The 23710-nt window shown below is 60.3% G+C and carries 20 protein-coding genes and 1 pseudogene; 13 read left to right on the plus strand and 8 right to left on the minus strand.

All coding sequences use genetic code 11. From position 1 onward, the window contains the following. Positions 1-144 precede the first annotated feature (144 nt). The 5 genes from HV675_RS30370 to HV675_RS30390 all read right to left on the minus strand — a co-directional run bounded on the left by HV675_RS30370 (position 145) and on the right by HV675_RS30390 (position 5250). Positions 145-498: a hypothetical protein gene (locus HV675_RS30370; RefSeq protein ID WP_175115159.1), complete on the minus strand. Its 354-nt coding sequence runs from the start codon at positions 496-498 to the stop codon at positions 145-147. 379 nt (positions 499-877) lie between these two features. Further along, entirely contained in the window at positions 878-1993 is a 1116-nt protein-coding gene (locus HV675_RS30375; protein ID WP_175115160.1) for an ABC transporter ATP-binding protein, read from the minus strand. Between the two features lie 33 nt (positions 1994-2026). Continuing rightward, entirely contained in the window at positions 2027-2884 is an 858-nt protein-coding gene (locus HV675_RS30380) for a carbohydrate ABC transporter permease (protein ID WP_175115161.1), read from the minus strand. Beyond that, positions 2874-3815 carry a carbohydrate ABC transporter permease gene (locus tag HV675_RS30385; RefSeq protein ID WP_175115162.1) on the minus strand — a complete coding sequence of 314 codons (942 nt, stop codon included), beginning with the start codon at positions 3813-3815 and terminating at the stop codon, positions 2874-2876. The genes HV675_RS30380 and HV675_RS30385 overlap by 11 nt, the downstream gene beginning before the upstream one ends. Positions 3816-4002: 187 nt before the next feature. After that, positions 4003-5250 (minus strand): ABC transporter substrate-binding protein, encoded by a 1248-nt coding sequence (locus tag HV675_RS30390; RefSeq protein ID WP_175115163.1) that lies wholly within the window; start codon positions 5248-5250, stop codon positions 4003-4005. Between the two features lie 514 nt (positions 5251-5764). Here HV675_RS30390 and zwf point away from each other — a divergent pair. The 4 genes and pseudogenes from zwf to HV675_RS30410 all read left to right on the plus strand — a co-directional run bounded on the left by zwf (position 5765) and on the right by HV675_RS30410 (position 10295). Beyond that, positions 5765-7225, plus strand: a complete 1461-nt coding sequence (gene zwf / locus HV675_RS30395; RefSeq protein ID WP_175115164.1) for a glucose-6-phosphate dehydrogenase — start codon at positions 5765-5767, stop codon at positions 7223-7225. A 131-nt stretch (positions 7226-7356) separates the two neighbouring features. Further along, positions 7357-8061, plus strand: a pseudogene (pgl, locus tag HV675_RS30400) (6-phosphogluconolactonase); the annotation flags it as partial. After that, positions 8039-9955, plus strand: a complete 1917-nt coding sequence (locus tag HV675_RS30405; protein WP_175115166.1) for a bifunctional transcriptional regulator/glucokinase — start codon at positions 8039-8041, stop codon at positions 9953-9955. The pseudogene pgl and the gene HV675_RS30405, both read left to right, overlap by 23 nt. 100 nt (positions 9956-10055) lie before the next feature. Beyond that, positions 10056-10295, plus strand: coding sequence for an alpha/beta fold hydrolase (locus tag HV675_RS30410; RefSeq protein ID WP_175115167.1), 240 nt, complete (start codon positions 10056-10058; stop codon positions 10293-10295). 19 nt (positions 10296-10314) lie between these two features. Here the strand turns inward: HV675_RS30410 and HV675_RS30415 are convergent, their stop codons facing one another. Further along, entirely contained in the window at positions 10315-11538 is a 1224-nt protein-coding gene (locus tag HV675_RS30415; protein WP_175115168.1) for a Bcr/CflA family multidrug efflux MFS transporter, read from the minus strand. A 294-nt stretch (positions 11539-11832) separates the two neighbouring features. On the opposite strand from HV675_RS30415, the gene HV675_RS30420 reads away from it, so the two are divergent. The 4 genes from HV675_RS30420 (at position 11833) to HV675_RS30435 (ending at position 15817) form a co-directional block, all read left to right on the plus strand. Continuing rightward, the gene (locus tag HV675_RS30420) at positions 11833-12438 is read left to right on the plus strand and encodes a hypothetical protein (RefSeq protein WP_246270646.1); all 606 of its coding nucleotides are present in this window, start codon (positions 11833-11835) and stop codon (positions 12436-12438) included. 191 nt (positions 12439-12629) lie between these two features. Next, complete coding sequence (gene hemL / locus HV675_RS30425) at positions 12630-13913, plus strand: glutamate-1-semialdehyde 2,1-aminomutase (RefSeq protein ID WP_175115169.1); 1284 nt, start codon at positions 12630-12632, stop codon at positions 13911-13913. 154 nt (positions 13914-14067) lie between these two features. Next, positions 14068-15189, plus strand: a complete 1122-nt coding sequence (gene ribD / locus HV675_RS30430) for a bifunctional diaminohydroxyphosphoribosylaminopyrimidine deaminase/5-amino-6-(5-phosphoribosylamino)uracil reductase RibD (RefSeq protein ID WP_175115170.1) — start codon at positions 14068-14070, stop codon at positions 15187-15189. 16 nt (positions 15190-15205) lie between these two features. After that, positions 15206-15817 (plus strand): riboflavin synthase, encoded by a 612-nt coding sequence (locus tag HV675_RS30435; RefSeq protein ID WP_175115171.1) that lies wholly within the window; start codon positions 15206-15208, stop codon positions 15815-15817. 834 nt (positions 15818-16651) lie between these two features. On the opposite strand, the gene HV675_RS30440 is transcribed toward HV675_RS30435, so the two are convergent. Beyond that, positions 16652-17689: an alpha/beta hydrolase gene (locus HV675_RS30440; RefSeq protein WP_217478291.1), complete on the minus strand. Its 1038-nt coding sequence runs from the start codon at positions 17687-17689 to the stop codon at positions 16652-16654. Positions 17690-17804: 115 nt separating this feature from the next. Here HV675_RS30440 and HV675_RS30445 point away from each other — a divergent pair, with 115 nt between their 5' ends. After that, positions 17805-18632 carry an AraC family transcriptional regulator gene (locus tag HV675_RS30445; RefSeq protein WP_175115172.1) on the plus strand — a complete coding sequence of 276 codons (828 nt, stop codon included), beginning with the start codon at positions 17805-17807 and terminating at the stop codon, positions 18630-18632. 223 nt (positions 18633-18855) lie between these two features. Further along, on the plus strand, positions 18856-19281 hold the full coding sequence (locus HV675_RS30450) for a hypothetical protein (protein WP_175115173.1): 426 nt from the start codon (positions 18856-18858) through the stop codon (positions 19279-19281). A 101-nt stretch (positions 19282-19382) separates the two neighbouring features. Here HV675_RS30450 and HV675_RS30455 read toward each other — a convergent pair whose 3' ends face one another. Next, positions 19383-19805, minus strand: a complete 423-nt coding sequence (locus tag HV675_RS30455) for an MAPEG family protein (RefSeq protein WP_175115174.1) — start codon at positions 19803-19805, stop codon at positions 19383-19385. A gap of 329 nt (positions 19806-20134) precedes the next feature. Between HV675_RS30455 and HV675_RS30460 the strand changes: the two genes are divergently transcribed. The 3 genes from HV675_RS30460 to HV675_RS30470 all read left to right on the plus strand — a co-directional run bounded on the left by HV675_RS30460 (position 20135) and on the right by HV675_RS30470 (position 23141). Next, complete coding sequence (locus HV675_RS30460) at positions 20135-21292, plus strand: helix-turn-helix domain-containing protein (protein WP_175115175.1); 1158 nt, start codon at positions 20135-20137, stop codon at positions 21290-21292. Positions 21293-21340: 48 nt separating this feature from the next. After that, positions 21341-21997: a cupin domain-containing protein gene (locus tag HV675_RS30465; RefSeq protein ID WP_175115176.1), complete on the plus strand. Its 657-nt coding sequence runs from the start codon at positions 21341-21343 to the stop codon at positions 21995-21997. A 634-nt stretch (positions 21998-22631) separates the two neighbouring features. Then, positions 22632-23141 carry a DUF302 domain-containing protein gene (locus tag HV675_RS30470; protein WP_175115177.1) on the plus strand — a complete coding sequence of 170 codons (510 nt, stop codon included), beginning with the start codon at positions 22632-22634 and terminating at the stop codon, positions 23139-23141. The last annotated feature ends 569 nt before the right edge of the window (positions 23142-23710 follow it).

Raw genomic sequence — 23710 nt, forward strand, 5'->3', positions numbered from 1 at the left:
CAGCTTGAACTCGAGCGTGTACTGTGCTCGCTTTGCCTTGCTTGTCATCGTTCTTCTCCTTGCTTGAGTTTACCTGTTCAGCAAGGGATTCGTTTTTCGGGGGCAAGCTCATGGCGGCCCCCACGCCGCCATCTCCTCGACTAACTAATGCCTGGTCGAATTAGTATCTACAACAAAAACATCTTTCCGCTGATGCGCTTCTTCCTGCTCGACTTTGCGCTTCATCATCCTTCCGCCGAGCAGGCCTGCGAACATATCGACGTCGAGCTGCGCTTGCGCTTCGGCATCCGCGGCAATTTCCCGAAGCAGCGTGAGGAATCGAACGCGATCGATCGCCGGCGTATCTGCGCTTTCGACTGCGCGCGCGAGCGAAGTCAACTGCGAGAACTGGTGGAGATGTCGCCGTCCCGTCAACAGCGCTTCTTGCAGGAGCGCTCCGAGCAGATCGACGCGCTTCTGCGAGAGAGGCTTTTTGGGAACAGAAGAATTAGACGTCATGGTGCGATCTCCGAAATACTGATAAATCGCCCGTCACTCGTAAAGGCGGGTGAGCGGGCACATGACAAGGTTGGAAGACCGGCCCCTCCTGCTGAAACCGGCGAGCCTCGCGGCTCCCCTGCCAAGGCCCGCCCGTTGGCGCGCGGAGGCAAGCGCACAAACTCGCTTTCACGAGTCACGTGCGGCAGGAGGGACATTCAGGCTTCCAAACCCGTCCATCGTTGTTTCGATGGCGATCGAAAGTATAGAGCTAACAAATTCCTGACAGATCACCCAGGCAAGCGAATCCACAACCAACCACGATCAAGCTAACAAAACAAAAAAGGCCCTTGCGCACATTTACGCACAGGGCCTTCGTGCATACCATCCGCACTGATCCTTAGGCGATCCGTTCTTCCGTTGCCGGGTCAAACAATACCGCCTTCGACACGTCGAACAGCAGCGACATATTCTGCGCAGGTTGCGGATTCGCGCCAGGGTGCACACGGCTCACGATGCGCTTGCCGTTCACCTGCGCAAACACCAGCGTATCCGGCCCGGTCGGCTCGATCACGTCCACCTTCACCTCGACTTCCTGCAGCTTGCCGCCTTCCGCATTGTGCGCATGACGCGGGTCGGTAATCCGCTCCGGCCGCAGTCCAAGAATGACGTCCTTGCCGATATGCGACTTCACTTTCCCGTCGAACGGCAGATTGAGCACCATCTTCTTCACGCCGGTATCGAGCTCCATCCCCACACCCGAGCCCTGCTCCACCACCTTGCCCTGAATGAAGTTCATCGGCGGCGCACCGATAAAGCCCGCCACAAACAGATTCGAAGGCGAATCATAGATGTCCTGCGGCGCGCCGAACTGCTGCACGATGCCGTCCTTCATCACCGCGATCCGATCGCCAAGCGTCATCGCTTCGATCTGATCGTGCGTCACATAGACGATCGTCGTACCCAGGCGCTGATGCAGCAGCTTGATCTCCGATCGCATTTCGATACGCAACTTCGCATCGAGATTCGACAGCGGTTCGTCGAACAGAAACATCACCGGGTCGCGCGCCAACGCACGACCCATCGCCACACGCTGCCGCTGACCACCGGACAGCTGGCCCGGCTTGCGATCGAGCAAATGTTGAATCTGCAACATGTTAGACACACGATCGACAATCTGCGTCTGCTCGTTCTTCGGCACCTTGCGGATATTCAGCCCGAATGAGATGTTGTCGCGCACCGTCATCGACGGATACAGCGCATACGACTGGAACACCATTGCGATATCGCGATCTTTCGGCGAGAGATTATTGACAGTCTTGCCATCAATCTGAATCTCACCCTTTGTGACAGTCTCGAGCCCGGCGATCATATTAAGCAGCGTCGACTTCCCGCACCCCGATCCACCGACCAGAATGAGGAACTGACCATCTTCGATGTCGATATTGACACCCTTCAAGACCGGCACCCCGTTCGGATAGGTCTTGTACACGTCACGGATGGAAAGGCTTGCCATGCTGTGAATCCTCTAGTCTCTGAACCTGCTCAATTAACCCTTCACCGCGCCCGCCGTCAGGCCGCGTACGAAATAGCGGCCGGCGATCACATAGACCAGCAGCGTCGGCAGCGCCGCGATAATCGCGCCTGCCATGTCGACGTTGTATTCCTTCACCCCGGTCGACGTATTCACGAGGTTGTTCAGCGCCACCGTAATCGGCATCGAATCGACGCCCGAAAACACGATACCGAACAGGAAGTCATTCCAGATCTGCGTGAACTGCCAGATCAGACACACCATGAAAATCGGCAGCGACACCGGCATCAGAATCTTCGTGAAGATCATGAAGAAACCCGCACCGTCGATGCGCGCCGCCTTCACCAGTTCCGCCGGAATGCTCACGTAGAAGTTGCGGAAGAACATCGTCGTGAATGCGATGCCGTAGATCACGTGCACGAGCACCAGACCGGACGTGGTGTTCGACAGGCCGATAAAGCCTTCGAGCCGCGCCATCGGCAGCAGAATCGCCTGGAACGGAATGAAGCAGCCCACCAGCAGCATCGTGAAGATGCCGTCCGCGCCGCGGAAGCGCCAGTGCGTGAGCACGTAACCGTTGAACGCGCCGATAATCGACGAGATCAGCACCGCCGGAATCACCATGCGCACCGAGTTCATGAAGAACGGCTTCATGCCGTCGCAACGCACCCCCGTGCACGCCTCGCTCCACGCCTTCACCCACGGCGCGAACGTCCAGTGAGTCGGCGGCGTCAGCAGATTGCCGGTGCGCAGCTGGTCGATGTCCTTGAACGACGTCGACAGCATCACGTACAGCGGAAACAGAAAGTAAAGCGCAAACAGAATCAGCGCCGCGTAAATCACCGCGCGGCTGATATTCATCTTAGGCTGCATTGCGGGTACCTCGCGATTCCAGATACATCAGCGGCACCAGCACGGCGACCACCGTCGCCAGCATCATCATCGACGATGCCGCCCCCACACCCAGCTGCCCACGGTTAAACGAAAACGTGTACATGAACATCGCCGGCAGGTTTGACGATGTGCCCGGCCCGCCCGCCGTCAACGCGACGACCAGGTCGAATGTCTTGATCGTGATGTGGCACAGAATGAGCAGCACCGAGAAGAACACCGGCCGCATGCTGGGAATGACGATTTTCCGGTAGATGGTCGGCAGCGTCGCACCGTCCACTTGCGCGGCCTTGAAGATCTCGCTGTCGACGCCGCGCAAACCGGCCAGAAACAGCGCCATCACAAAGCCCGTGGATTGCCACACCGCCGCAATCACCACACAGAAAATCGCCTTGTCCGGATCGCCCAGCCAGCCGAACGAAAAGCTCGTCCAGCCCCAGTCGTTGATCACTTTCTGGAAGCCGAGGTCCGGGTTCAGAATCCACTGCCATGCGGTACCCGTGACGATGAACGACAGCGCCATCGGATACAGGAACACCGCGCGCAATGCGCCTTCGTTGCGAATTCGCTGGTCGAGCAGAATGGCAAGAAACAGGCCGAGCCCGATACAGATGCCGATAAACGGAATGCCGAACCAGCCGAGATTTTTCGCCGACGTCCAGAACACATCGTTATCGAACAACTCGCGGTAACGCTGCAGACCGGCGAAGTCGTAACGCGGCAACAGTCGCGAATTCGACAGCGACAGATAACCGGTGACGAGAATGAAACCATAGACGAAGACCAGACTGATCACGACGCTGGGCGATAACACCAGCTTCGGAATCCAGCGGTCGGCGAGCGCCGCCATCGGCGACGTGCGGCGCGCACCGGCTGCGGTGCGCTTTGCGTTTCCGCTAAGAGAAGCAGTCACAACTCGACTCCTGGAACTAGGCCGTCAGGGCCTGCGTATTGGTCGGCGGCTTTCGCCGGACCAGGCGCGGCATGCTGAACGACCGAGGGCGCGACTGTCGTCGAACCGTCTTTGCCCGGAGTGCGTTGATGCAACGCAACTCCGGGCATCCTGCTACTACTCGTACTCTAGTGCTTGAAGAAGCGGATTACTTCGTCTTCGCTGCCTTCGCCAGCGCTTCGACGGCGCTCTTCGAGTCTTGTTGCGAGTTCATGAACTTCGTCACGACGTCGCTGATCGCGCCTGCGGTCGCGTCGGCCTGAGCCATGCCGTGCGCGAGCGACGGCACATAACCGCCGGCCTTGATCGCCGTCTGCTCATCCGCGTACGACTTCTTCGCGCAATCGTCGAACTTGTCCATCGGCACACCGAGGCGCACCGGGATCGAGCCCTTGTACAGGCTGAACTGCTCCTGGAAGCCCGGGCTCATGATCGTCTTCGCCAGCGCGAGCTGACCCGGCGTCGCAGCCGATTGGCCCTTCTGCTGGAAGAACACGAACGAGTCGACGTTGAACGTGTAACCCTTTTCCGTGCCCGGCACCGCGGCGCAGATGTAGTCCGTGCCGGACTTCTTGTTCGCGTTCGCGAACTCGCCCTTCGCCCAGTCGCCCATGAACTGCATGCCGGCCTTGCCGTTGATCACCATTGCCGTGGCAAGGTTCCAGTCACGGCCCGTGCGGCCGCTGTCGAAATAGCCCTGGATCTTGCGGACCGTGTCGAACACCTGGAGCATCTTGTCCGAAGTCAGCGTCTTCTGGTCGAGGTCGACGATCGCCTTCTTGTAGAAGTCCGCGCCTTGCGACAGCACGACGTCTTCCCACAGCGTCAGGTCTTGCCACGGCTGGCCGCCCATCGCGACCGGCTGAATGCCCGCGGCCTTCATCTTGTCGGCCACTGCGAAGAATTCAGGCCACGTGGTCGGCACCTTGCCGCCTGCCTTGTCGAGCGCGGCCTTGTTGATGTACAGCCAGTTCACGCGGTGCACCGAGAACGGCGCGGCGACATAGTGGCCGTCCGCGTGCATGATCTTGTCGATTTCCGGCGGGAGTTCTTTCTTCCAGTCCGTGGCGGCGGAGTCGATGTTCACGAGCACGCCTTGCGATGCCCAGTCCTGGATCAGCGGACCCTTGATCTGCGCGGCGCTCGGTGCGTTGCCCGAGATCACCTGGGTCTTCAGTGCGGTCATGGCCGCTGCGCCGGCGCCGCCAGCCACTGCGAAGTCCTTCCAGACGTAACCCTGCTTCTGCAGATCATCTTTCAGCACGCCGACGGCCTTCGATTCGCCGCCCGACGTCCACCAGTGCAGCACTTCGACCTGCTCGGCCGCCTGCGCTGCAGAGACGCCACACATCAGACCTGCGGCGCACAGGGCGCCCATGATCGCACGAACTTTCATTGCTTATCTCCTCCAGACACCTGAACTTAAACACGTAGAGCCCCTGCTGGACAGGGAGCGGTTATGGTCGAATCAAACAGGCAAACAACTGGACGAACGGGCATCAACGAGCGCTTATGTGCGTGCGCCTGACCAGCCGATGTCCGGCCGTGGATGCTCAAGAGATGAGTGACTCGGATTGCAACTGAACGTCTCCTCTTTTGCTTTTATGCCTGCCCGCATCGCGCGTTGCAGACTCGAGGCGCTTTCACCTCCTCGCATGCGGTTCGTTAAAAGCCTTTGATGCTGGACCCGCCGAAGGCAGGCAACACACCAAAACGCATTTGTCGATAACATGCCGGAAGCTTCGTTGACTCGGTGAAAACGCGCATTCCTGCAAGCCCCGCACGCTTTTTTCACCGAATTCACGCTACCTCTTGATTTGGATTGTAGTTAAACTACAATTCAGTGTCAAAAAAAATTTTGCCGCACTACGGCCTGCTTTCAGCGCCTTTCCAAGGCATCGCGGAGACACATGCAAACGGATTCCAGCTTTACCTTCGTGCTGTTCGGCGGCACCGGCGATCTATCGATGCGCAAGATCCTGCCCGCCCTGTATGAAGCGCATCGCGCGGGCATGCTGGCTCCGGGCGGCAAGATCTTCGCGGTGGCGCGGCATATCGAGGGCCGCGAGCAGTACCTGCAGTGGGTCAATGAACATGTGCGCGCGCATGTGTCGAACGCGCAGTTTACGGAAGATGCGTGGCGCACGTTCCTCGATCGCATCGAATTTGTCGCGATCGATCTTGGCAAGGCCGAAGACTTCGTGTTGCTGCGCGATGCGGTAGCCGATCTGCCCGGCACGCGGGTGTTTTATCTGGCGACCGGCCCGTCGCTCTTTGTGCCGATTTGCCACGCGCTCGCCTCGGTTGGCCTCAACCAGAATTCGCGCATCGTGCTCGAGAAGCCGCTGGGCTACGACCTGCGTTCGTCGAATGCGATCAACGATGCGGTCGGCGAAATCTTTGCCGAAGAGCAGATCTACCGGATCGACCACTACCTCGGCAAGGAGCCGGTGCAGAATCTGCTCGCGCTGCGTTTCGGAAATGCACTGTTCGAGCCGCTGTGGCGTCGCGATTGGGTCGAAAGCATTCAGATCACGATTGCCGAAGAGCTCGGTGTCGAAGCGCGCGGCGACTTCTATGACAATACCGGCGCGCTGCGCGACATGGTGCAGAACCATTTGCTGCAACTGCTTTCCATTGTTGCGATGGAACCGCCGCATTCGATGGATTCCGATTCGGTCCGCGATGAAAAGCTGCGCGTGCTGCGTGCGTTGAAGCCGATCGATCCGCGCGACATCAGCCGTGTTGCAGTGCGAGGCCAGTATCACGCCGGCGTGATTCGCGGCGCGTCGGTGCCCGCGTATGCGAATGAGTCCGGCGTGCGGCCGGAAAGCACGACGGAAACCTTTGTCGCGGTGAAGGCGGAAATCGAGAACTGGCGTTGGGCCGGCGTGCCGTTTTTCCTGCGTACCGGCAAACGTCTTGCCGATCGTATCGCGGAGATCGTCGTCAACTTCCGGCCGGTGCCGCACTCGGCACTGGGGAGCAGCGCGTTGCGCCCGGGCGCGAACCGGCTCGTGATCCGCTTGCAGCCGAATGAAACCATCCGCCTGTACTGCCTTGCGAAGAAGCCCGGCGAAGGGATGAACCTGTCGAGCGTTCACCTCGATCTCGCGTTCGATCAGTTCTTCCGCGAAGGTCAGATGGAAGCGTATCAGCGGCTGTTGCTCGATGTGATCAACGGACGTCTCGCGCTGTTTGTGCGCCGCGACGAACAGGAAGCCGCATGGCGTTGGGTCGAGCCGATTCTGAATGAATGGGCCGCGTCCGGCACGAAGCCGAAGCCCTATGCGGCCGGCACGTGGGGCCCGGCGGCCGCCAGCGCGATGCTCGCGCAGCACGATACCTGCTGGCTCGAGGAAGAGAATTGAATGTGCGGCGGCGCCTCGGCACGCAGTCCGTGCCCGGCGCCGCCAACTTTGTGTATCGGTACAGTGTTCGGGGTGTCCTTTAATCCCGCTGTTCTTAGACTAAACAAGAAAGCAGCACGGAGGAGAAGTCCATGATCCAGCTACATGCTTTCGACGATCCGGGCGCGCAATCGGCCGCCCTGGCAAAAGCGGTCGGCGACGCGTTACAGGCGTCGCTCGCCGCCCAATCCGCCGCGCCCGGTGCGAGCGGCGGCCACGTGACGTTCGCGGTGTCGGGCGGCACCAGCCCGCGGCCGTTTCTGCAGACGTTGTCCACGCAACCGTTCGACTGGTCGCGCGTCGACGTGACTCTGGTCGACGACCGTTGGGTGCCCGAGACCGACAGCGCGAGCAACTCGCGTCTCGTGCATGAGACGCTGCTGCAAAACGCCGCGGCCCATACGAACTTCCTGCCGCTCGTCGATACGTCCAGCACGCTGGAAGCGCGTATCGCCACGTTGAACGGCGACGCGAAACGGCGCGTGCCGAACGTCGCCGTGCTCGGCATGGGCGAGGACGGCCACACGGCATCGATCTTCGCCGATGCGCCCGAATGGGACTATGCGATCACCACCACCGACCACTTCGTCGCCGTGCATCCGGGCGCCGCGCCGCATGCGCGCATCAGCTGGTCGATGTCGGCGTTGAAGAAAGTCGAGCATCTGTTCCTGCTGATCGCCGGTCCGAAGAAGATGGACGTGTTGAACGAAGCGTCCGCCACCCTGCAAAAAAAAGCCATTTCTCAGCTCGCAAACGACAAGGGGGTAAGACTCGATGTCTACTGGTGTGCCAACTAAAGCTGCCCCGCAAGCGGGCCAGCACGCCGATGGACCGAGGCTTCTCGCCGATGTCGGCGGGACCAATGCGCGATTCGCGCTCGAAACCCGACCGGGTGAAATCACCCAGGTGCACATCTATCCGTGTGCCGACTACCCGGGTATCGCGGATGTCATCAAAAAATATCTGAAGGATACGAAGATCGGCCGCGTGAATCATGCGGCCATCGCGATTGCGAACCCGGTCGACGGGGACCTGGTTCGGATGACCAATCATGACTGGCACTTTTCGATCGAGGCGACGCGACGCGCGCTCGGCTTCGATACGCTGCTGGTCGTGAACGACTTCACCGCGCTCGCGATGGCGTTGCCGGGTCTCACCGACGCGCAGCGCGTGCAGGTCGGCGGCGGCACACGGCGGCCGCATAGCGTGATCGGTCTGCTCGGGCCGGGTACGGGGATGGGCGTGTCCGGTCTGATTCCCGCCGACGACCGCTGGATTGCGCTCGGCAGCGAAGGCGGTCATGCATCGTTTGCGCCGTCCGATGAGCGCGAGGACCTCGTGCTGCAGTACGCGCGCAAGAAGTGGTCGCACGTGTCGTTCGAACGGGTGGCCGCGGGGCCCGGCATCGAAATCATCTATCGCGCGCTCGCTGCACGCGACAAGAAGCGCGTGCCGGCAACCATCGACGTCTCCGAAATTTCGAAACGCGGGCTGGAAGGCGATCCGCTTGCGGCGGAAACGCTCGATTGCTTCTGCGGCATTCTCGGCACGTTTGCCGGCAATATCGCGGTGACGCTTGGTTCGCTGGGCGGTATCTATATTGGCGGCGGCGTCGTGCCGCGGCTCGGCGAGTTCTTCGAGAAGTCGTCGTTCCGTCAGCGCTTCGAAGCAAAAGGCCGCTTTGAAGCGTATCTGAAGAACGTGCCGACATTCGTGATTACCGCGGAATATCCAGCGTTTCTCGGCGTGTCCGCGATTCTCGCGGAGCAGTTGTCGAATCGCGCAGGCGGCAGTTCGTCGGCGGTGTTCGAACGCATTCGCCAGATGCGCGATGCGCTGACGCCCGCGGAGCGCCGCGTGGCAGACCTCGCGTTGAATCACCCGCGTTCGATCATCAACGATCCGATTGTCGATATCGCGCGCAAGGCCGATGTGAGCCAGCCGACCGTGATTCGCTTCTGCCGTTCGCTCGGCTGCCAGGGCTTGTCGGACTTCAAACTGAAGCTCGCGACCGGTTTGACCGGCACGATTCCGGTCAGCCATAGCCAGGTGCATCTCGGCGACACCGCAACCGACTTCGGCGCGAAAGTGCTCGATAACACCGTGTCCGCGATTCTGCAATTGCGCGAGCATCTGAATTTCGAACACGTCGAAGCGGCGATCGATCTGCTGAACGGTGCGCGCCGGATCGAGTTCTACGGGCTCGGCAATTCGAATATCGTCGCGCAGGACGCGCACTACAAGTTCTTCCGCTTCGGTATTCCGACCATTGCATACGGCGATCTGTATATGCAGGCCGCTTCCGCGGCGCTGCTCGGCAAGGGCGATGTGATTGTCGCGGTGTCGAAGTCGGGTCGTGCGCCGGAACTGCTGCGCGTGCTTGAAGTCGCGATGCAGGCGGGCGCGAAGGTGATTGCGATTACGTCGAGCAATACGCCGCTCGCGAAACGCGCAACCGTTGCGCTCGAAACCGATCACATCGAGATTCGCGAATCGCAGTTGTCGATGATCTCGCGCATCTTGCATCTGTCGATGATCGATATTCTCGCGGTGGGCGTCGCGATTCGCCGTGCGGTGCCGGCAACGGAAATGAGCGAAACGGTGACGAAGGCACGCGAAGGCGCGGATGAAGAAACCAGTGCTGTGCTCGACTGGTTGAGTCACGGGGCGGCGGCTACACCGAAGGATTAAGCGCTAGCCACTTCGCCGCTTCACCGCTTCGATCTGCCTATCGACAAGTGCTGCGCGAAAGCCGACCTCTCCTTGGAGGTCGGCTTTTTTACGTCTTCTCGTGTCGCATGCGGCGACGCTCGGGCCGCTGCTCAAAGCGGCCGATGTCGATCCGTTGCTGTTGTGGGGCACGCACGACGTGACCGCTGCGGACCCACAGGCGTTTTCCGATCAGTTGCATGCGCAAGGGGTTCGGCACCGGTTCAACTTCGTCGCGAACGCTGGACATTGGGCGCAATTCGAAGCGGCAGACGAGGTGAATCGCTGCGTGCTCGACTATCTGTGCGGGCAGAACCGTTAGTGCGCTCTGCGCTCGGGCATCAACGTACGGGCGCCTGCGCAACAGGCCGCCCATGCCACCGCACCACCAGCACGCGCCCGACGTAACACAGCACGCCGCATACCGCGATCGTCACACCCATCCCTTGCGGCGACCCGTCGCGCCACAAGCCCACCGCGAGACTCGCGAGCGCGCCGAGCCCGAACTGCGTCGCGCCGAATAGTGCGGCCGCCGCGCCGGCGTTGAGCGGATACCGATGCATCAGATCGGTCACGCAATCCGCGCCTAAAACGCCCACCACGCCGACCACAAAAAACAGCCCGAACACGATCGACCACAACCCGCCCCAGCCGGTCAGACAGGCCACCGCGACAAACAGCGATGCGACGCAGCTGATCGTCGCGCTGACGACGATGATGCGCAACGGTCCGTAGCGCCCGACCAGCCGCGTATTCAGATAATTGCCGCCCATGATGCCGACGATATTCAGCGCGAACAGAAAGCCATAGTGCTGCGCCGACACATGGAAGTATTCGATATAAACGAACGGCGTCGCGGTGATATACGAAAACATCGCTGCAAACGCCATCCCGCCGCACAGCAGATGCCCCCATGCGACCGGGTCTTTCAACAGCCTGCCGTAGGCCGCGAACGACTGCAGCAGCGCCGCGCTCGCGCGCTTTTCGCGCGGCCAGGTCTCGGGCACGCGCAGAAACGCGGCGACCGCGCAGAATGCGCCGAACAGCGTCAGCACGATGAACACCACGCGCCAGCCGCCCAGCAACAGCAATTGACCGCCGATCAGCGGTGCAAGCAGCGGACCGATCGACGTGACGATCGACATCATCGACAGCACGCGCGCGGCCTCGGTCGGCTCATGCGCATCGCGCGCGATCGCGCGCGCGAGCACCGCGGCGGCGCCCGCGCCGAGCGCCTGCACAAAGCGGAACACGACGAGCGAGCCGACCGACGGCGCGAGCGCGCAGGCAATGGTGGCCAGCACGTACATCACGATGCCGCCGCGCAGCACCGGACGACGGCCGAACGAATCGGACAACGGCCCGTACACCAGCATGCCGATCGAGAAGCCGAACATAAAGCTCGTCAGCGTGGTTTGCGCGGCGCTCGCGCTGACCGCGAATGCCTGCGTCAGCGACGGCAGGCTCGGCAGATACATATCGATCGAGATGGGCCCGCATGCGGCGAGCGCGCCGAGCAGCAGAATCAGCCGGGCATCGGGCCGGCCTTTGACGATGTGGGACATGGAGTGGCAGGTGAAACGTAAAGCAGGCTATGAAACGGCTCGTTCGCAACTGGATGCGCACGCAACGAACCGCGGGTGACGATGTAGCGGATTCGTAATTGTAGACGACGCGAAGTCGAAAGCTGTTTTTCCGGGTTCGCGCACTTGTCCGTTTCTGGCGTTTGCGCACGCCACGGCCATCCGGTGATCGCCGCGGCTTTCGGTTAAGCTCCCCGCTTCGACCATGCGGCACGACCTGTTCGCGCCCCGTCAGCCCCCGTCAGCCCCGTCACCTATTCGTCGACCTGAACCGTCATGACCGCCTTCCTGCTGATCTGGAGCCCCAAGAAGTGGCCCTGGCCCGAGCTGCCCGACATCGCGAAGCGCGTCGCGGCGGGCGAGGCGGTCACCGATGTCTGGGGTTGCGGCGTCGCGCGCAGCATCCTGCCCGGCGATCGCGTGTTCGTGCATCGCGTCGCGCAGGAGCCGAAGGGGCTGTTCGCGTCCGGCTACGTGACGCGGGCCCCGTACGAAGTGCCCGACGCGGGCAGCAAGCGCGGCTACCGGCTGTGTATCGACTTCGTTTATGACTGGCTCGTCGACGCGCATCACGACGTGGTGATTCCACGCGATGCGTTGCGCACGCATCCATTCTCCGTGCAGACATGGGATGCACAAAGTTCGGGCACGTCGATCAAGCCGATGGTGGAAGGCGCGCTTGAAAAGCGCTGGAAAGAGTTGACCGGTACGCGGGCGCGACCGGTGCTTGCCGCCATACCGACGGCCACGGCGACAGCCACGCAGAAAACAGCCCAATCGACGAAGACTTCCGCTCACGCGGCGGCGAAAAGACGGGTGTGGTCGACCGCGTTGACGTCGCCGACGCTGCCGGTATCGGCGGGAAAGAAGGACAAGCGGTAGCGTCGCTACGCCGCGCCACCCCACCACAGGCCGACTCGACGCGACTCCGGTACAATTTCACGAAACTACTTCGCCGCCGCGGCGCCCGTGCGCAGTCACCCGGCACGCCGCGCGCCGGCCTGATCGCGCCACCAGCGCCCGCGGCGCCTCGCCCGATCCATCCGATCCACCCGATTACGCAGGTCCACGCCATGTCCAGGAACCAAGCTCTCTTCGAACGCGCGCAAAAGACGATTCCCGGCGGCGTCAATTCGCCGGTGCGCGCCTTCCGTTCGGTGGGCGGCACGCCGCGCTTTATCGAGCGCGCGCAAGGCCCGTACTTCTGGGACGCCGACGGTCAGCGCTATATCGACTATATCGGCTCGTGGGGGCCGATGATCGTCGGCCATGTGCACCCGGAAGTGCTCGAAGCGGTGCAGCGCGTGCTCGTCGACGGCTTCTCGTTCGGCGCACCGACCGAAGCCGAAGTCGAGATCGCCGAGGAAATCTGCAAGCTGGTGCCGTCGATCGAACAGGTGCGGATGGTGTCGAGCGGCACCGAAGCGACGATGAGCGCGCTGCGTCTCGCGCGCGGCTTCACGAGCCGCAGCCGCATCATCAAGTTCGAAGGCTGCTATCACGGCCACGCGGACAGCCTGCTCGTGAAAGCGGGCTCCGGGCTGCTGACGTTCGGCAATCCGACCTCCGCGGGCGTGCCGGTCGATATCGCGAAGCACACCACGGTGCTCGAATACAATAACGTCGCCGCGCTCGAAGAAGCGTTCAACGCATTCGGCAACGAGATTGCGTCGGTGATCGTCGAGCCGGTCGCCGGCAATATGAATCTCGTGCGCGCAACGCCGGCGTTTCTGCAGGCGCTGCGGCGCCTCACCACCGAATACGGTGCGGTGCTGATTTTCGACGAAGTGATGTGCGGATTTCGCGTCGCGCTCGGCGGCGCGCAGCAGGTCTACGGCATCACGCCGGACCTCACGTGTCTCGGCAAGGTGATCGGCGGCGGCATGCCCGCGGCCGCGTTCGGCGGCCGGCGCGACATCATGGCGCATCTGGCGCCGCTCGGCGGCGTCTACCAGGCGGGCACGCTGTCGGGTAATCCGATCGCGGTGGCGGCCGGGCTGAAGACGCTGCAATTGATCCAGGCCCCCGGCTTCTACGACAAACTCGCGCGGCAGACCGCGCGTCTCGTGAGCGGCCTCACCGAAGCGGCGCGCGCGGCGAAGGTGCCGTTCGCGGCCGACTCGATCGGCGGCATGTTCGGCCTCTATTTCACCGATGCGATTCCGCGCAGCTTCGCCGAAATTTCGCGCTGCGATGTGCCGCGCTTCAATGCGTTCTTCCATAAGATGCTCGATGCGGGCGTGTACTTCGCGCCGTCCGCGTATGAGGCCGGCTTCGTGTCGAGCGCGCATGACGATGCGGTGATCGACACGACTGTCGAGATTGCACGCAACGCGTTTGCGGCACTGAAAGCATGATGTTGCGCGGCGCGCGAGGTGCGCTTTGCAACGCACACGTTGCGCTGCGCCGGCATGCATGCAACTGATGTTGAAGCTTGGATAGCAGGCGAATCGATCACAGCGGTCAGGCTTTGAGTTTTCAAAGAGCCGCTCAAGCACGAACAGGACACCGATGTTCTCGCAAACCGATTTCGTTCATATGGAACGCGCGCTGGTTCTCGCGGCGCGCGGCATGTACACGACTGATCCGAATCCACGCGTGGGCTGCGTGATTGTCAAGGATGGCGAAGTGATCGGCGAAGGCTTTACGCAGCCTGCCGGCCAGGATCACGCGGAAATTCGCGCGATGAAGGATGCCCGCGCGCGCGGCCACGATCTGCGCGGCGCGACCGTGTACGTGACGCTCGAACCATGCAGCCATTTCGGCCGCACGCCGCCTTGCGCGAATGCGCTGATCGAAGCGAAAGTCGCGCGTGTGGTCGCGGCGATGGAAGACCCGAATCCGCTGGTGTCGGGGCGTGGCCTGTCGATGCTACGCGATGCCGGCATCGAGGTGCGTTGCGAGTTGCTCGCGACCGAAGCGCGTGAACTGAATATCGGCTTTGTCTCGCGGATGACGCGCAAGCGCCCGTGGGTGCGGATGAAAGTGGCCGCATCGCTCGACGGCCGCACGGGCCTGCCGTCGGGCGAAAGCCAGTGGATCACCGGCGAAGCCGCGCGCGCGGACGGCCATGCATGGCGAGCGCGCGCGTCGGCGATTCTGACCGGCATCGGGACGATTCGCGAAGATAATCCGCGCATGACGGTCCGCGCGATCGAGACGCCGCGCCAGCCGAAGCGCGTGCTGATCGATGCACGGCTAGACGTGCCGCCTGACGCGCACATTCTTGCCGGCGCGCCGACGCTGATTTTTTGCGGCAATCTCGATGCGCTGCTGGAAGAACGCGCCGTTGCGTTACGCGATCGCGGCGCCGAAATCGTGCCGCTTCCGAATGAAAGCGGCAAGGTCGATTTACCAGCGGTCCTCACGGTACTCGCTGAACGCGGCGTAAACGAACTGCATGTCGAAGCGGGCTACAAGCTCAATGGCTCGCTGCTGCGCGAAGGCTGCGTGGACGAATTGCTGGTGTATCTCGCGCCGAGCCTGCTCGGATCGGATTCGATGAGCATGTTCAACCTCGCCGCGCCCGGGTCGCTCGATGACCGTGTGAATCTCGAGTATCAGTCGGTCGACCGGATCGGCAGCGATATTCGCATTCTGGCGCGGCTCGTTCCGCCGCCTCCCTTGCACTGAACAGGAAACTGCAACGATGTTTACAGGAATCGTCGCGGCCGTCGGCCGTATTGCATCGATCAAGCCGCTCGGCAGCGAACCGGAAGCGGGTGTGCGTTTGACGGTTGAGGCCGGTGGTTTGGATCTTGACGATGTGCAGCTTGGCGACAGCATTTCGATTCAGGGTGCGTGCATGACGGTGATCGAGAAAACCGATCACTCGTTTGATGTCGATGTGTCGCGCGAGAGTTTGAATCGCACCGCGGGGCTTGCGCAGACAGGGGATGTGAATCTCGAGAAAGCTTTACGCGCGCATGACCGGCTTGGTGGGCATATTGTGTCGGGGCACGTCGATGGGCTTGGCACTGTGACGCGGTTTGCGCCGGTCGGCGAGTCGCATGAGTTGCGCGTGCGCGCGCCGAAGGAGATGGGCAAGTATCTCGCGTACAAAGGGTCGATTACAGTCAATGGCGTGAGCTTGACGGTGAACTCTGTCGATGATCAGGACGATGGTTGTGAGTTTTCGATCAATCTGATTCCGCATACCGTGCAGGTTACGACGCTCAGGCATTTGACGGAAGGCGTGAAGGTGAATCTTGAGATTGATTTGATTGCGCGGTATGTGGAGCGGATGCTTGGGGCGTCTTAGGACGGTTATAAAGCAGCATTGAAGTAATCCGACCACAAGCTGGCTGCCTGCCGCGCCAATATGGGATCAATGGCCGCGCGAGGAAACAGGCCAGAGCAGGTACCAGAAGACATCTCGCGCGTTTTCCCGCTTGATCACTCGACATTGAAAGACTCCATGTCGCACCTGCTTCGGCTTTCTGTCACTCGGCCGCCCAGTCCGCGCAGAATGGGTTACCGAGTCATCTACGAACACAGCCTGAAGACCGCACCCGACGCGTTCAGGTCCCGTCACAGCCCGTAGACGGAGTTCCCGCGAACATTCTCCGGGCATTACTGCCCGAGTACATCACAGAACTTATCCTGCGGCGCTCGTCGACGATGGGGCACGTCCGCGGACACTTCGAGCAATCAGTGAACCGCTAAAGGTCTTTGCGGATCATGCATAGGTTCGCCGTAGACATATTTTGTGCGGTGTAATTCGTATAACCTTCACGTCGCCGATGTGAGCCCCACATAGGGTGGCAATGCACGTGCCGCAAGCGAGCTTCAACGAGCGTGGATTCAAGTGTCGGCTTCGCGGTCTCGTCGCAGTCGACATATCGTCCGCTGATGCGCACACAGGTGTTTCGCTTCGTACATGCTCTTTAAGCAGACCGCACCAACATACCTCTGCTTTCGATGAGGGGCCGCCAGGAGACGACGGCGCCAGTTTCGATGCACTGGCGCCGCCGCGTACCCTGCCGTTGCCTAAGCTAGCCGGAAACCTGCACCGCTTCGCGCCACTTCGATGACGGACCGTGCCGCTCGAACGACGCCGCTAGTGTCTGGTTTCCGCGTCGCGTTAGCGCGCGCCTTAACGCGACAGGTGCTCGCGAATGCCGTCGCTGATCTGCTCGAGCGCGGCTTCCGTGGAAGGCACGTCGCGCAACGCATTCAACAACACGAAGTCGTGGATCGTGCCGTTATAGCGTGTGGCCGCCACAGACACGCCCGCGTCCTTCAGCCTGCGCGCGTAGGCTTCGCCTTCGTCACGCAGCGGGTCGTTTTCGGCCGTGACCACAAGCGCCGGCGGCAGGCCCGCGAGTTCCGCTGTCGTGGCGCGCAGCGGCGACACATACGGGTTGTTGCGGGCCGCCGCATCCGGGACATAGAGATCCCAGCCGTACTTCATGAAATCGCGCGCCAGAAAGCGGTCCGTGCCGTATTCGTGATATGAGTCGGTGTCCACACTGGCGTCGGTGGCCGGGATCAGCAGCGCCTGGTAGCTGATCTTCGGACCGTGGCGGTCTTTGGCCATCAGCGCGAGCGCAGCGGCCATGTTGCCACCGACGGAGTTGCCGGCCACGGCGATGCGGCTGCCGTCGGCGCCAAATTCCCCGGCGTGTCCGGATACCCACTTGAGGGCAGCGTAGCTTTCGTTCAATTGGGTCGGGAATCTGGCTTTCGGCAACGGCGTGTATTCGACGAAGACACCGACCTGGCCGGAATCGACCACGAGATCGCGCAGCAGGCGCTGGTGGTTCTGGAAGTTGCCGACGATCCACACGCCGCCGTGAATAAACAGGATCACGCCCGGCTTACCTTCGACATGATCGGGCTTCATGATGTACAGCTTCACGGTCTGGCCGTCCTGCGTAATGGTCCTTTCCGTGGTGGTCACACCGGACATGTCGACGGGTGTCTGCGCCTGCAGGCCCGTCAGGACTTCCTGGGGCTTGGGCTGCGGCTCGGTCCAGAACGGGCTGGGGTCCTTGTCGATCTGCACGAGGAACGAGCGTACCTGCGGATCGAGGTGCGGATCCGTGGCGACGTTCGGGGCGGCGAAGGCGGTGTGGTTGAGCGAGAGGACGCCGAGCAGTCCGATGGCGGCGGTCATTGCGTTGCGTTTCATGTTGTGTACTCCACGAGCTGGGTGGTGGAAAGTGCCGGCTGGCAGGAGTTACTTTGCATGCGTTGGGAGTGCGATATGTGCTGTATCGTCCGGATAACTTGATCGAGAGTATTTGATGATTGACCGTCTCGAAACCCTGTTTGAACGCTTTAGCGTGAGCGCCCGGGTGTTCCATACGGGTGCGCTATGCGGCATCACCGATGTCGCCGCCGAGGACACGGGGCAGTTGCATCTGTTGCGAAACGGCGAAGTCGCTGTCGTTCATGATGGCCAGACGGCCCTACGCCTGCGGGAGCCAAGCGTGCTGCTTTATCCGCGGCCGATGGCCCACCGTTTCGTCTCAGATCCCGAGCGCGGAGCGGATTTCGCGTGCGCGCAGTTGCGGTTCGAATGCGGCGTATCGCATCCGATCGCCGCCGCCTTGCCGGCGTTCATATGCATGCCATTGAACCAGGTCGAAGGCGCCGAGGGCGTGTTAGCGCTTATTTTCGACGAGGCGTTCTCCCAGCGATGTGGCCGCAAAGCGCTACTCGATCGCCTGTTCGAGGTCGTGCTGATCCAGATTCTTCGTTGCCTCATGGAGCACGGCGAGGTGAAGGTGGGCCTGCTGGCCGGTCTGTCTCATCAGCGCCTGCGTCATGCGCTGGTGGCCATGCACGAAGATCCAGCTCAAGCATGGACACTCGAAGGTCTGGCTGCCAGGGCAGGTATGTCGCGCAGCGTGTTCGCCACGACATTTCATGAGGCAATCGGCGTGACGCCTGGCCAATATCTGCAAAGTTGGCGCATAAGCCTGGTTCAGTCGGCCATCCGTCGCGGTCAGCCGTTAAAACTCATTTCCGACGAGGTCGGGTATGGCAGCGAAGCGGCACTGTCGAGAGCCTTCAAAGCTCAGACTGGAATGTCGCCGCGCGACTGGAAAAACAGGAAGTCAGCGATGTGAATGATCTCTTGTGCTGCATCGTTCGGGCATGCGGGGCGTTAGCGATCCGGAACACGCGTTCAAGCATCATGCGCTGCCATGACGGCAGCATGTGTCAAGCCGAGGGGAATAACTTCGTTCGTGCAAACGTTACGCAGGGTACGGCCACCGTCGAGGCACGCGCTACGTTGCTCGACCGGCAGGTCCGCAACGAACGTCCACCTGAACACAATGGAGCTTACAAGTGAGAAGATTTGCACTCCCGTTTATCGCGACTCTCTACTGCGCAACTTTCAGCATTTCTTCCTTTGCCGCGACCTCGCCCGAGGCGATCGCCGGAGTCTGGTCGTGCTCCGGCGTCGACGAACACGCCGGAAAATTTACCGAGCGTGAAGTCATCCGTTTGGTACCCGGCTACCACGATGCCCATTCTGCGAGTTTCAACGCAACAGGAACCATCGCCGGGGACGCCACGTACAGTGGAGAAGGGATGGTGACAGATGGGATCGTCGTCGCGAACTTCATATCCACTTCGGACCAGACCGACCATGGGATATTGATGGGAAAGATCGACCCCGGTACGCCCATCAAGATGAAAGGCCGATATTTCGAAACGCAACAGTCAAAGCCGAATCGCGGGACCGAGACCTGCACTCGAACGGGAGACTAGGGACGTCGATCGGTGAGTCCGCCGCGTGCCGGGCGCCTGCCTTCTCGTGCCGATTGGCGCAGGCGCCCCGACTCGTTACCCGCACCAAATGGCGACGCCCGCTATCTCGCAAGCACATCAATCAGACACCGTGCGGTCAGAACGAGCAGAATGCCTGAAGATGAAAAGAACAACCCCATGCGTACCGACAGATCAAGCCGAGTCATCCAGCTGACGTTATAAGCCACTCTCACGAGCACATAGCACCATGCCGCATAGCGGTCGAACGCCGTATAGCCGCCGTCCACTTCCAATATAAGGGCACACACGTAAAAAGCGACCGGCGCGTCAAACAACCGATCGTTGTCATGCCCTGCCCGTGCACCATCTTTTCTAACGCCGGAAATCGTCGATTGACGACGTGTCCACGGCAGGTCGCGCTGTGCCGGAATACCCGTCACAACACACAGTACGAATCCCAGAAAGCCGGGCCCCCAGGCTGACAGCGTCGTATAAGAGGCAAGCACGATCGCGGGAAGAAGCATCGTTGGCATCCGTCGTCATCTTTGGAGGTCTGCATCCGCACTGCAGCGTCCTGCCACCACAGCAGAGCGGTTGGATTCCTCATGGCATCGATGTCGATAACAATACCGATGATCCAAATATTCCCAAGCCAAATGAAGCCATCGACTTGCGTCGTCGCCGCTGCATCACGGTGTGCTTGCCATGTGCGTAGGCGGGTCAGGCGCGCTACAGCAGGATTGCAGCGTAACCGTACGATAGACCGGCCCAGCGATGCCCCGCGCTGCTAACAACAAGTGCGCTGCCAAAAGGTTTTGGGGAGTCACGTATAGGTTCGCTGGAGATATACTTTGTGCAGCGGGATTCTCTTATTCTTCATGTAACCGATGCGCGCCATACCGGCTCTGCGACTGTAACGGAAAGTAGTGCAGATCTCGCAGACGTTCTTCCGTTTATATTGGTCGACACTGGTGCAGTGAAACAGCTACGCATCGAACTGACAGGTCTGGAAATGGCTGCTGAAAGTTTTGAAATGCAACTCGACAACCTGCCTCGCAGCCTGGAACTTTGGCGTGACGAGAGCCTGAACAGGTTTGGGATGTTCTGCGAATTTCAGCGTACGAGATTGCCTACCGGGACCCTTAAACTATGGGACCTCGGTGAAGCCAAGATGGTGAACACGAAAATCTCCAACATTTCGTTGCAGCCGACTCGGGGCGCGTGGGAACCATTCTTATACGTCAAGGTGGTCATATCAGGCTCCATGGTGATCGAGCAGGATCGGTCGCTAAAGCGCTTTAGCGCGGGGGACATCGCTTTGGTTGATTGCCGCTATCCTTACTCTCAACGATTCGTCGAGCCGACGCATATGGTGGCATTACGTGTCCCGGAAACGAGCTTCAAGGAGCGTGGACTCAGGTATCGGCTTCGTGGCCTCGTTGCTGTCGATATGACGTCCACCGATGCACACGCAGTGGCCGCAAGTATCGCTAACGTCGGGCGACAGGGAGGCGAAACCAGCGCGGCGCTCCGGTCCCGTCAAGGTGCTCAGTTGATCGAATTGCTGGACTTCATTGTTGACGATCCGGATACGCTGACTCGCGCTCGAAGTGGTAGCGCGACATTGTCTCGTGCGAAGCGCTTCATTGCCCAGAATTTACATAATTGTGACCTGTCGCCCTTTCTGGTGGCCTCATCCGTATACGTATCGGAGGCGTATCTAAACAGGCTATTCCGATCTGTGGAAAAGCAGTCGCTAATGAGATACGTCTGGAACGCACGCCTCTCGCTCGCGGCCGATGTGCTCACGCGAGACAGGGAAGGACCCGTATGTATCGGCGAGATCGCTTGTGCTTGCGGGTTTTCGTCTTATGCGCACTTCAGCCGGGCTTTCAAGGTCCGTTATGGAATGACGCCGAAGGACGCACTTCTTTCCGGCATTCGCGTTGAAGGCATCTCCTTAGGGGGAGACGCAACGGCGCCGTCCGCCGACTCCCGGCAGGGGTCGTGAAGATAATCGGCACGACAGAGCCGACAGCCTCGGCACTATTGCGACGGAATGCCTGACAGCCATCGTTCACCCATCCTGCTAGATGATCTTTTGAGGTCTATCCGGTTTTCGTCGGTAATCAACGGAAGCGCAATGTTCAGCGCGCTTTGGAGATATGATTCGCCTGCGTACAAAGATGCCGTCGTCTTGTATCTGATCTTCGAAGGTTCGTGTTGTGTCCGGATTCCGGAACTTCGCGAGTCGGTCCACCTCAGTGCGGGCGACGCCTTGTTCATTCCAGATTCATATGCGCACACGGTCGGCGACTCAGAGACCACCGCGTCGATTCCGTTAGACGAGATGCCGGCTTCGGTCTGCGACTTGCCTTATGGAGATGACTTTCTGGCGAACATGTTCAGGCGCCAACTCATCTTTGGAGACGATAGTCCAAAGACGCATATGGAAGCGCTTCGGTTCTTCGCTAAAGAACCGTTTCCGAGCGCGCTTCTGAACAGCCTGCCGCCGATGGTCAAGCTCGAAGGATTTGCCCGCCAACGCGCCGGGTTCCTTAACGCGACATTCCAACAGGTGGTCGAGTACGGTGCCTCGGGGCTTATGGGCCAAGCGATCGCCACGCGCCTTGGCGAAGCCATTTTGGTTCTTTTTCTCAGGGACTATCTCTCGACGTCGAGCCACTTTTCCGCAGGCATTCATAGAGCGCTTTAAGATCCAGCTATCTCCAGGGCAATTGGGTCGATGCAACGCTCGCTTTCAGAAAACTGGAATATCGCGAAGCTTGCGAACGCATCCGGCAATAACTGCAGAAATTGGTCTCGGGCCGATGCGAAGGCGGCCGGTTGCACGATATAGGCGGAGCCAAGATCTCGCGTTCCAGTTGCCGTGCGTCCGCGTCCACTGCCGTCTCGCTGGAAACAGCCGCAGCTACGATTATGTGACGGCGCTTCCAACGGCATACGGTCGCTTTCCGCAGTTCGTATACCGTTACGCCTCCAGAAAACCGGTCCCTTCGACACGGAGAGACCGGCTGCCTGCAGCGCTGACCACGCGTTCAACAATGCGCTCGACCGGCTCGAAAGCGGCTTCACCGTGCAACAGCAGTTTCTCGCGTCGGCCGCACACGAATTGCAGACACCGCCCACGCTGATCCGGCTTGCTTCCAAGGCACTTAACTCTTATAATAAGAGTTAAGTGCCTTCCGTTAGTGGGCGCTACCGCTCCAGATGAGCGCGAAATGCCACGGTTGTCGGTCAGCGCTCCTGTCGACGGCTTTGATGTCCCATTCACTGCCAATCCACGGAGGCGACCCTATCCTCTCGCAGATCTGGCAAAGGAAGCGTAGATGATCGCGGAACAGAAAACCAACCGAGTGAAACGGACCAAGTTCACGAGCGAACAATTCACCGTCTTTTCTCACAAGTCATTCTTTGAGGTCACCGAAGCCCTTGAGAATACGCTACAGCGCTGCAGCATCTCCAGGATGATGGAATATGTTACCCATCAAGACCGAAAGGGCCTCGAGGCATACGTTGACAGCGTCTCGAAGCCTTTTTCCATCTTCTGGAGTTTCGAACAAGGGACAGCAATGCGACTTGGCGGAATTCCGATCGAGTCCAAGTTCTACCTGGTGGGCAATGCTGTCATCGCGAGAGGGCTTTTCGAATACAGCGCGGCCGCTGGGCTCGGAGCACCGGTGCGGGTATGCGTGTCGCAGAGAGACGGCGAGGAGACGAGGATCGATGTTGAATCTCCGAAAGGATTCTTCTCGCGCTTCCCCGAGATGGCGGCCTCCTCTGTGCCTGGGCTGCTGGAAGAGAGAATGCTGAAGGTCTTCGAGCAGGTGGCCCTCTAGATTCCGGAAGTTATTCGCCAATCGGTTTCTTCGAACGTGAAGAGAGATTGCATGTATCACGGTAAGCCATGTCGGTAACGAAGAAGCGGGCCAGTGAATAATGTACGCCGCGGCTCTCGAGACTTAATGGTTCAGGCCGCATCGAACTTGTCACATTTCAGTTCGCCGCAATGCGACTTTTGCCAATCCCCTGAAACATGCGCAAGCGGCGTCGGCCCTTAGCTGAAGCGTCCATTCGCAACGCATCCATGGCATGCGCCCGACCTCATGTATGCCATTTGCATTAACTCTCGTCACAGATAGCGTTGGGCTTCGCGTGATATTTGCGCTCCTGCGCTCTACATTCGGCACAGCGTGCCGCCGTGCGAGTAATATATGCCAATCTCAAAAATCAGATCGGCAATGATTGCGTGATCGGTGTGCGCATGTGGACAACGATCCCAAATTGTTGAGCCGATGACGATAACTAGGAATTATCTCTCGCGATGTCGCAGACGATAAAATTCGCCAATCGATCAATTGAGATCGCCAAATTCAGGGAGTTCGTGGCAACCCGAAACCCTTGCAAG

The organism is Paraburkholderia solisilvae, from assembly GCF_902859875.1.
Lineage (GTDB): Bacteria > Pseudomonadota > Gammaproteobacteria > Burkholderiales > Burkholderiaceae > Paraburkholderia > Paraburkholderia solisilvae.

Coding starts and splice junctions, on each gene's coding strand:
- HV675_RS30455 (WP_175115174.1), bottom strand. CDS start 19,805: ATGCTTCTTCCCGCGATCGTGCTTGCCTCTTATACGACGCTGTCAGCC.
- HV675_RS30445 (WP_175115172.1), top strand. CDS start 17,805: ATGATTGACCGTCTCGAAACCCTGTTTGAACGCTTTAGCGTGAGCGCC.
- HV675_RS30465 (WP_175115176.1), top strand. CDS start 21,341: ATGCCTGACAGCCATCGTTCACCCATCCTGCTAGATGATCTTTTGAGG.
- zwf (WP_175115164.1), top strand. CDS start 5,765: ATGCAAACGGATTCCAGCTTTACCTTCGTGCTGTTCGGCGGCACCGGC.
- HV675_RS30405 (WP_175115166.1), top strand. CDS start 8,039: ATGTCTACTGGTGTGCCAACTAAAGCTGCCCCGCAAGCGGGCCAGCAC.
- ribD (WP_175115170.1), top strand. CDS start 14,068: ATGTTCTCGCAAACCGATTTCGTTCATATGGAACGCGCGCTGGTTCTC.
- HV675_RS30435 (WP_175115171.1), top strand. CDS start 15,206: ATGTTTACAGGAATCGTCGCGGCCGTCGGCCGTATTGCATCGATCAAG.
- HV675_RS30415 (WP_175115168.1), bottom strand. CDS start 11,538: ATGTCCCACATCGTCAAAGGCCGGCCCGATGCCCGGCTGATTCTGCTG.
- HV675_RS30370 (WP_175115159.1), bottom strand. CDS start 498: ATGACGTCTAATTCTTCTGTTCCCAAAAAGCCTCTCTCGCAGAAGCGC.
- hemL (WP_175115169.1), top strand. CDS start 12,630: ATGTCCAGGAACCAAGCTCTCTTCGAACGCGCGCAAAAGACGATTCCC.
- HV675_RS30440 (WP_217478291.1), bottom strand. CDS start 17,689: ATGAAACGCAACGCAATGACCGCCGCCATCGGACTGCTCGGCGTCCTC.
- HV675_RS30420 (WP_246270646.1), top strand. CDS start 11,833: ATGACCGCCTTCCTGCTGATCTGGAGCCCCAAGAAGTGGCCCTGGCCC.
- HV675_RS30380 (WP_175115161.1), bottom strand. CDS start 2,884: ATGCAGCCTAAGATGAATATCAGCCGCGCGGTGATTTACGCGGCGCTG.
- HV675_RS30375 (WP_175115160.1), bottom strand. CDS start 1,993: ATGGCAAGCCTTTCCATCCGTGACGTGTACAAGACCTATCCGAACGGG.
- HV675_RS30390 (WP_175115163.1), bottom strand. CDS start 5,250: ATGAAAGTTCGTGCGATCATGGGCGCCCTGTGCGCCGCAGGTCTGATG.
- HV675_RS30470 (WP_175115177.1), top strand. CDS start 22,632: ATGATCGCGGAACAGAAAACCAACCGAGTGAAACGGACCAAGTTCACG.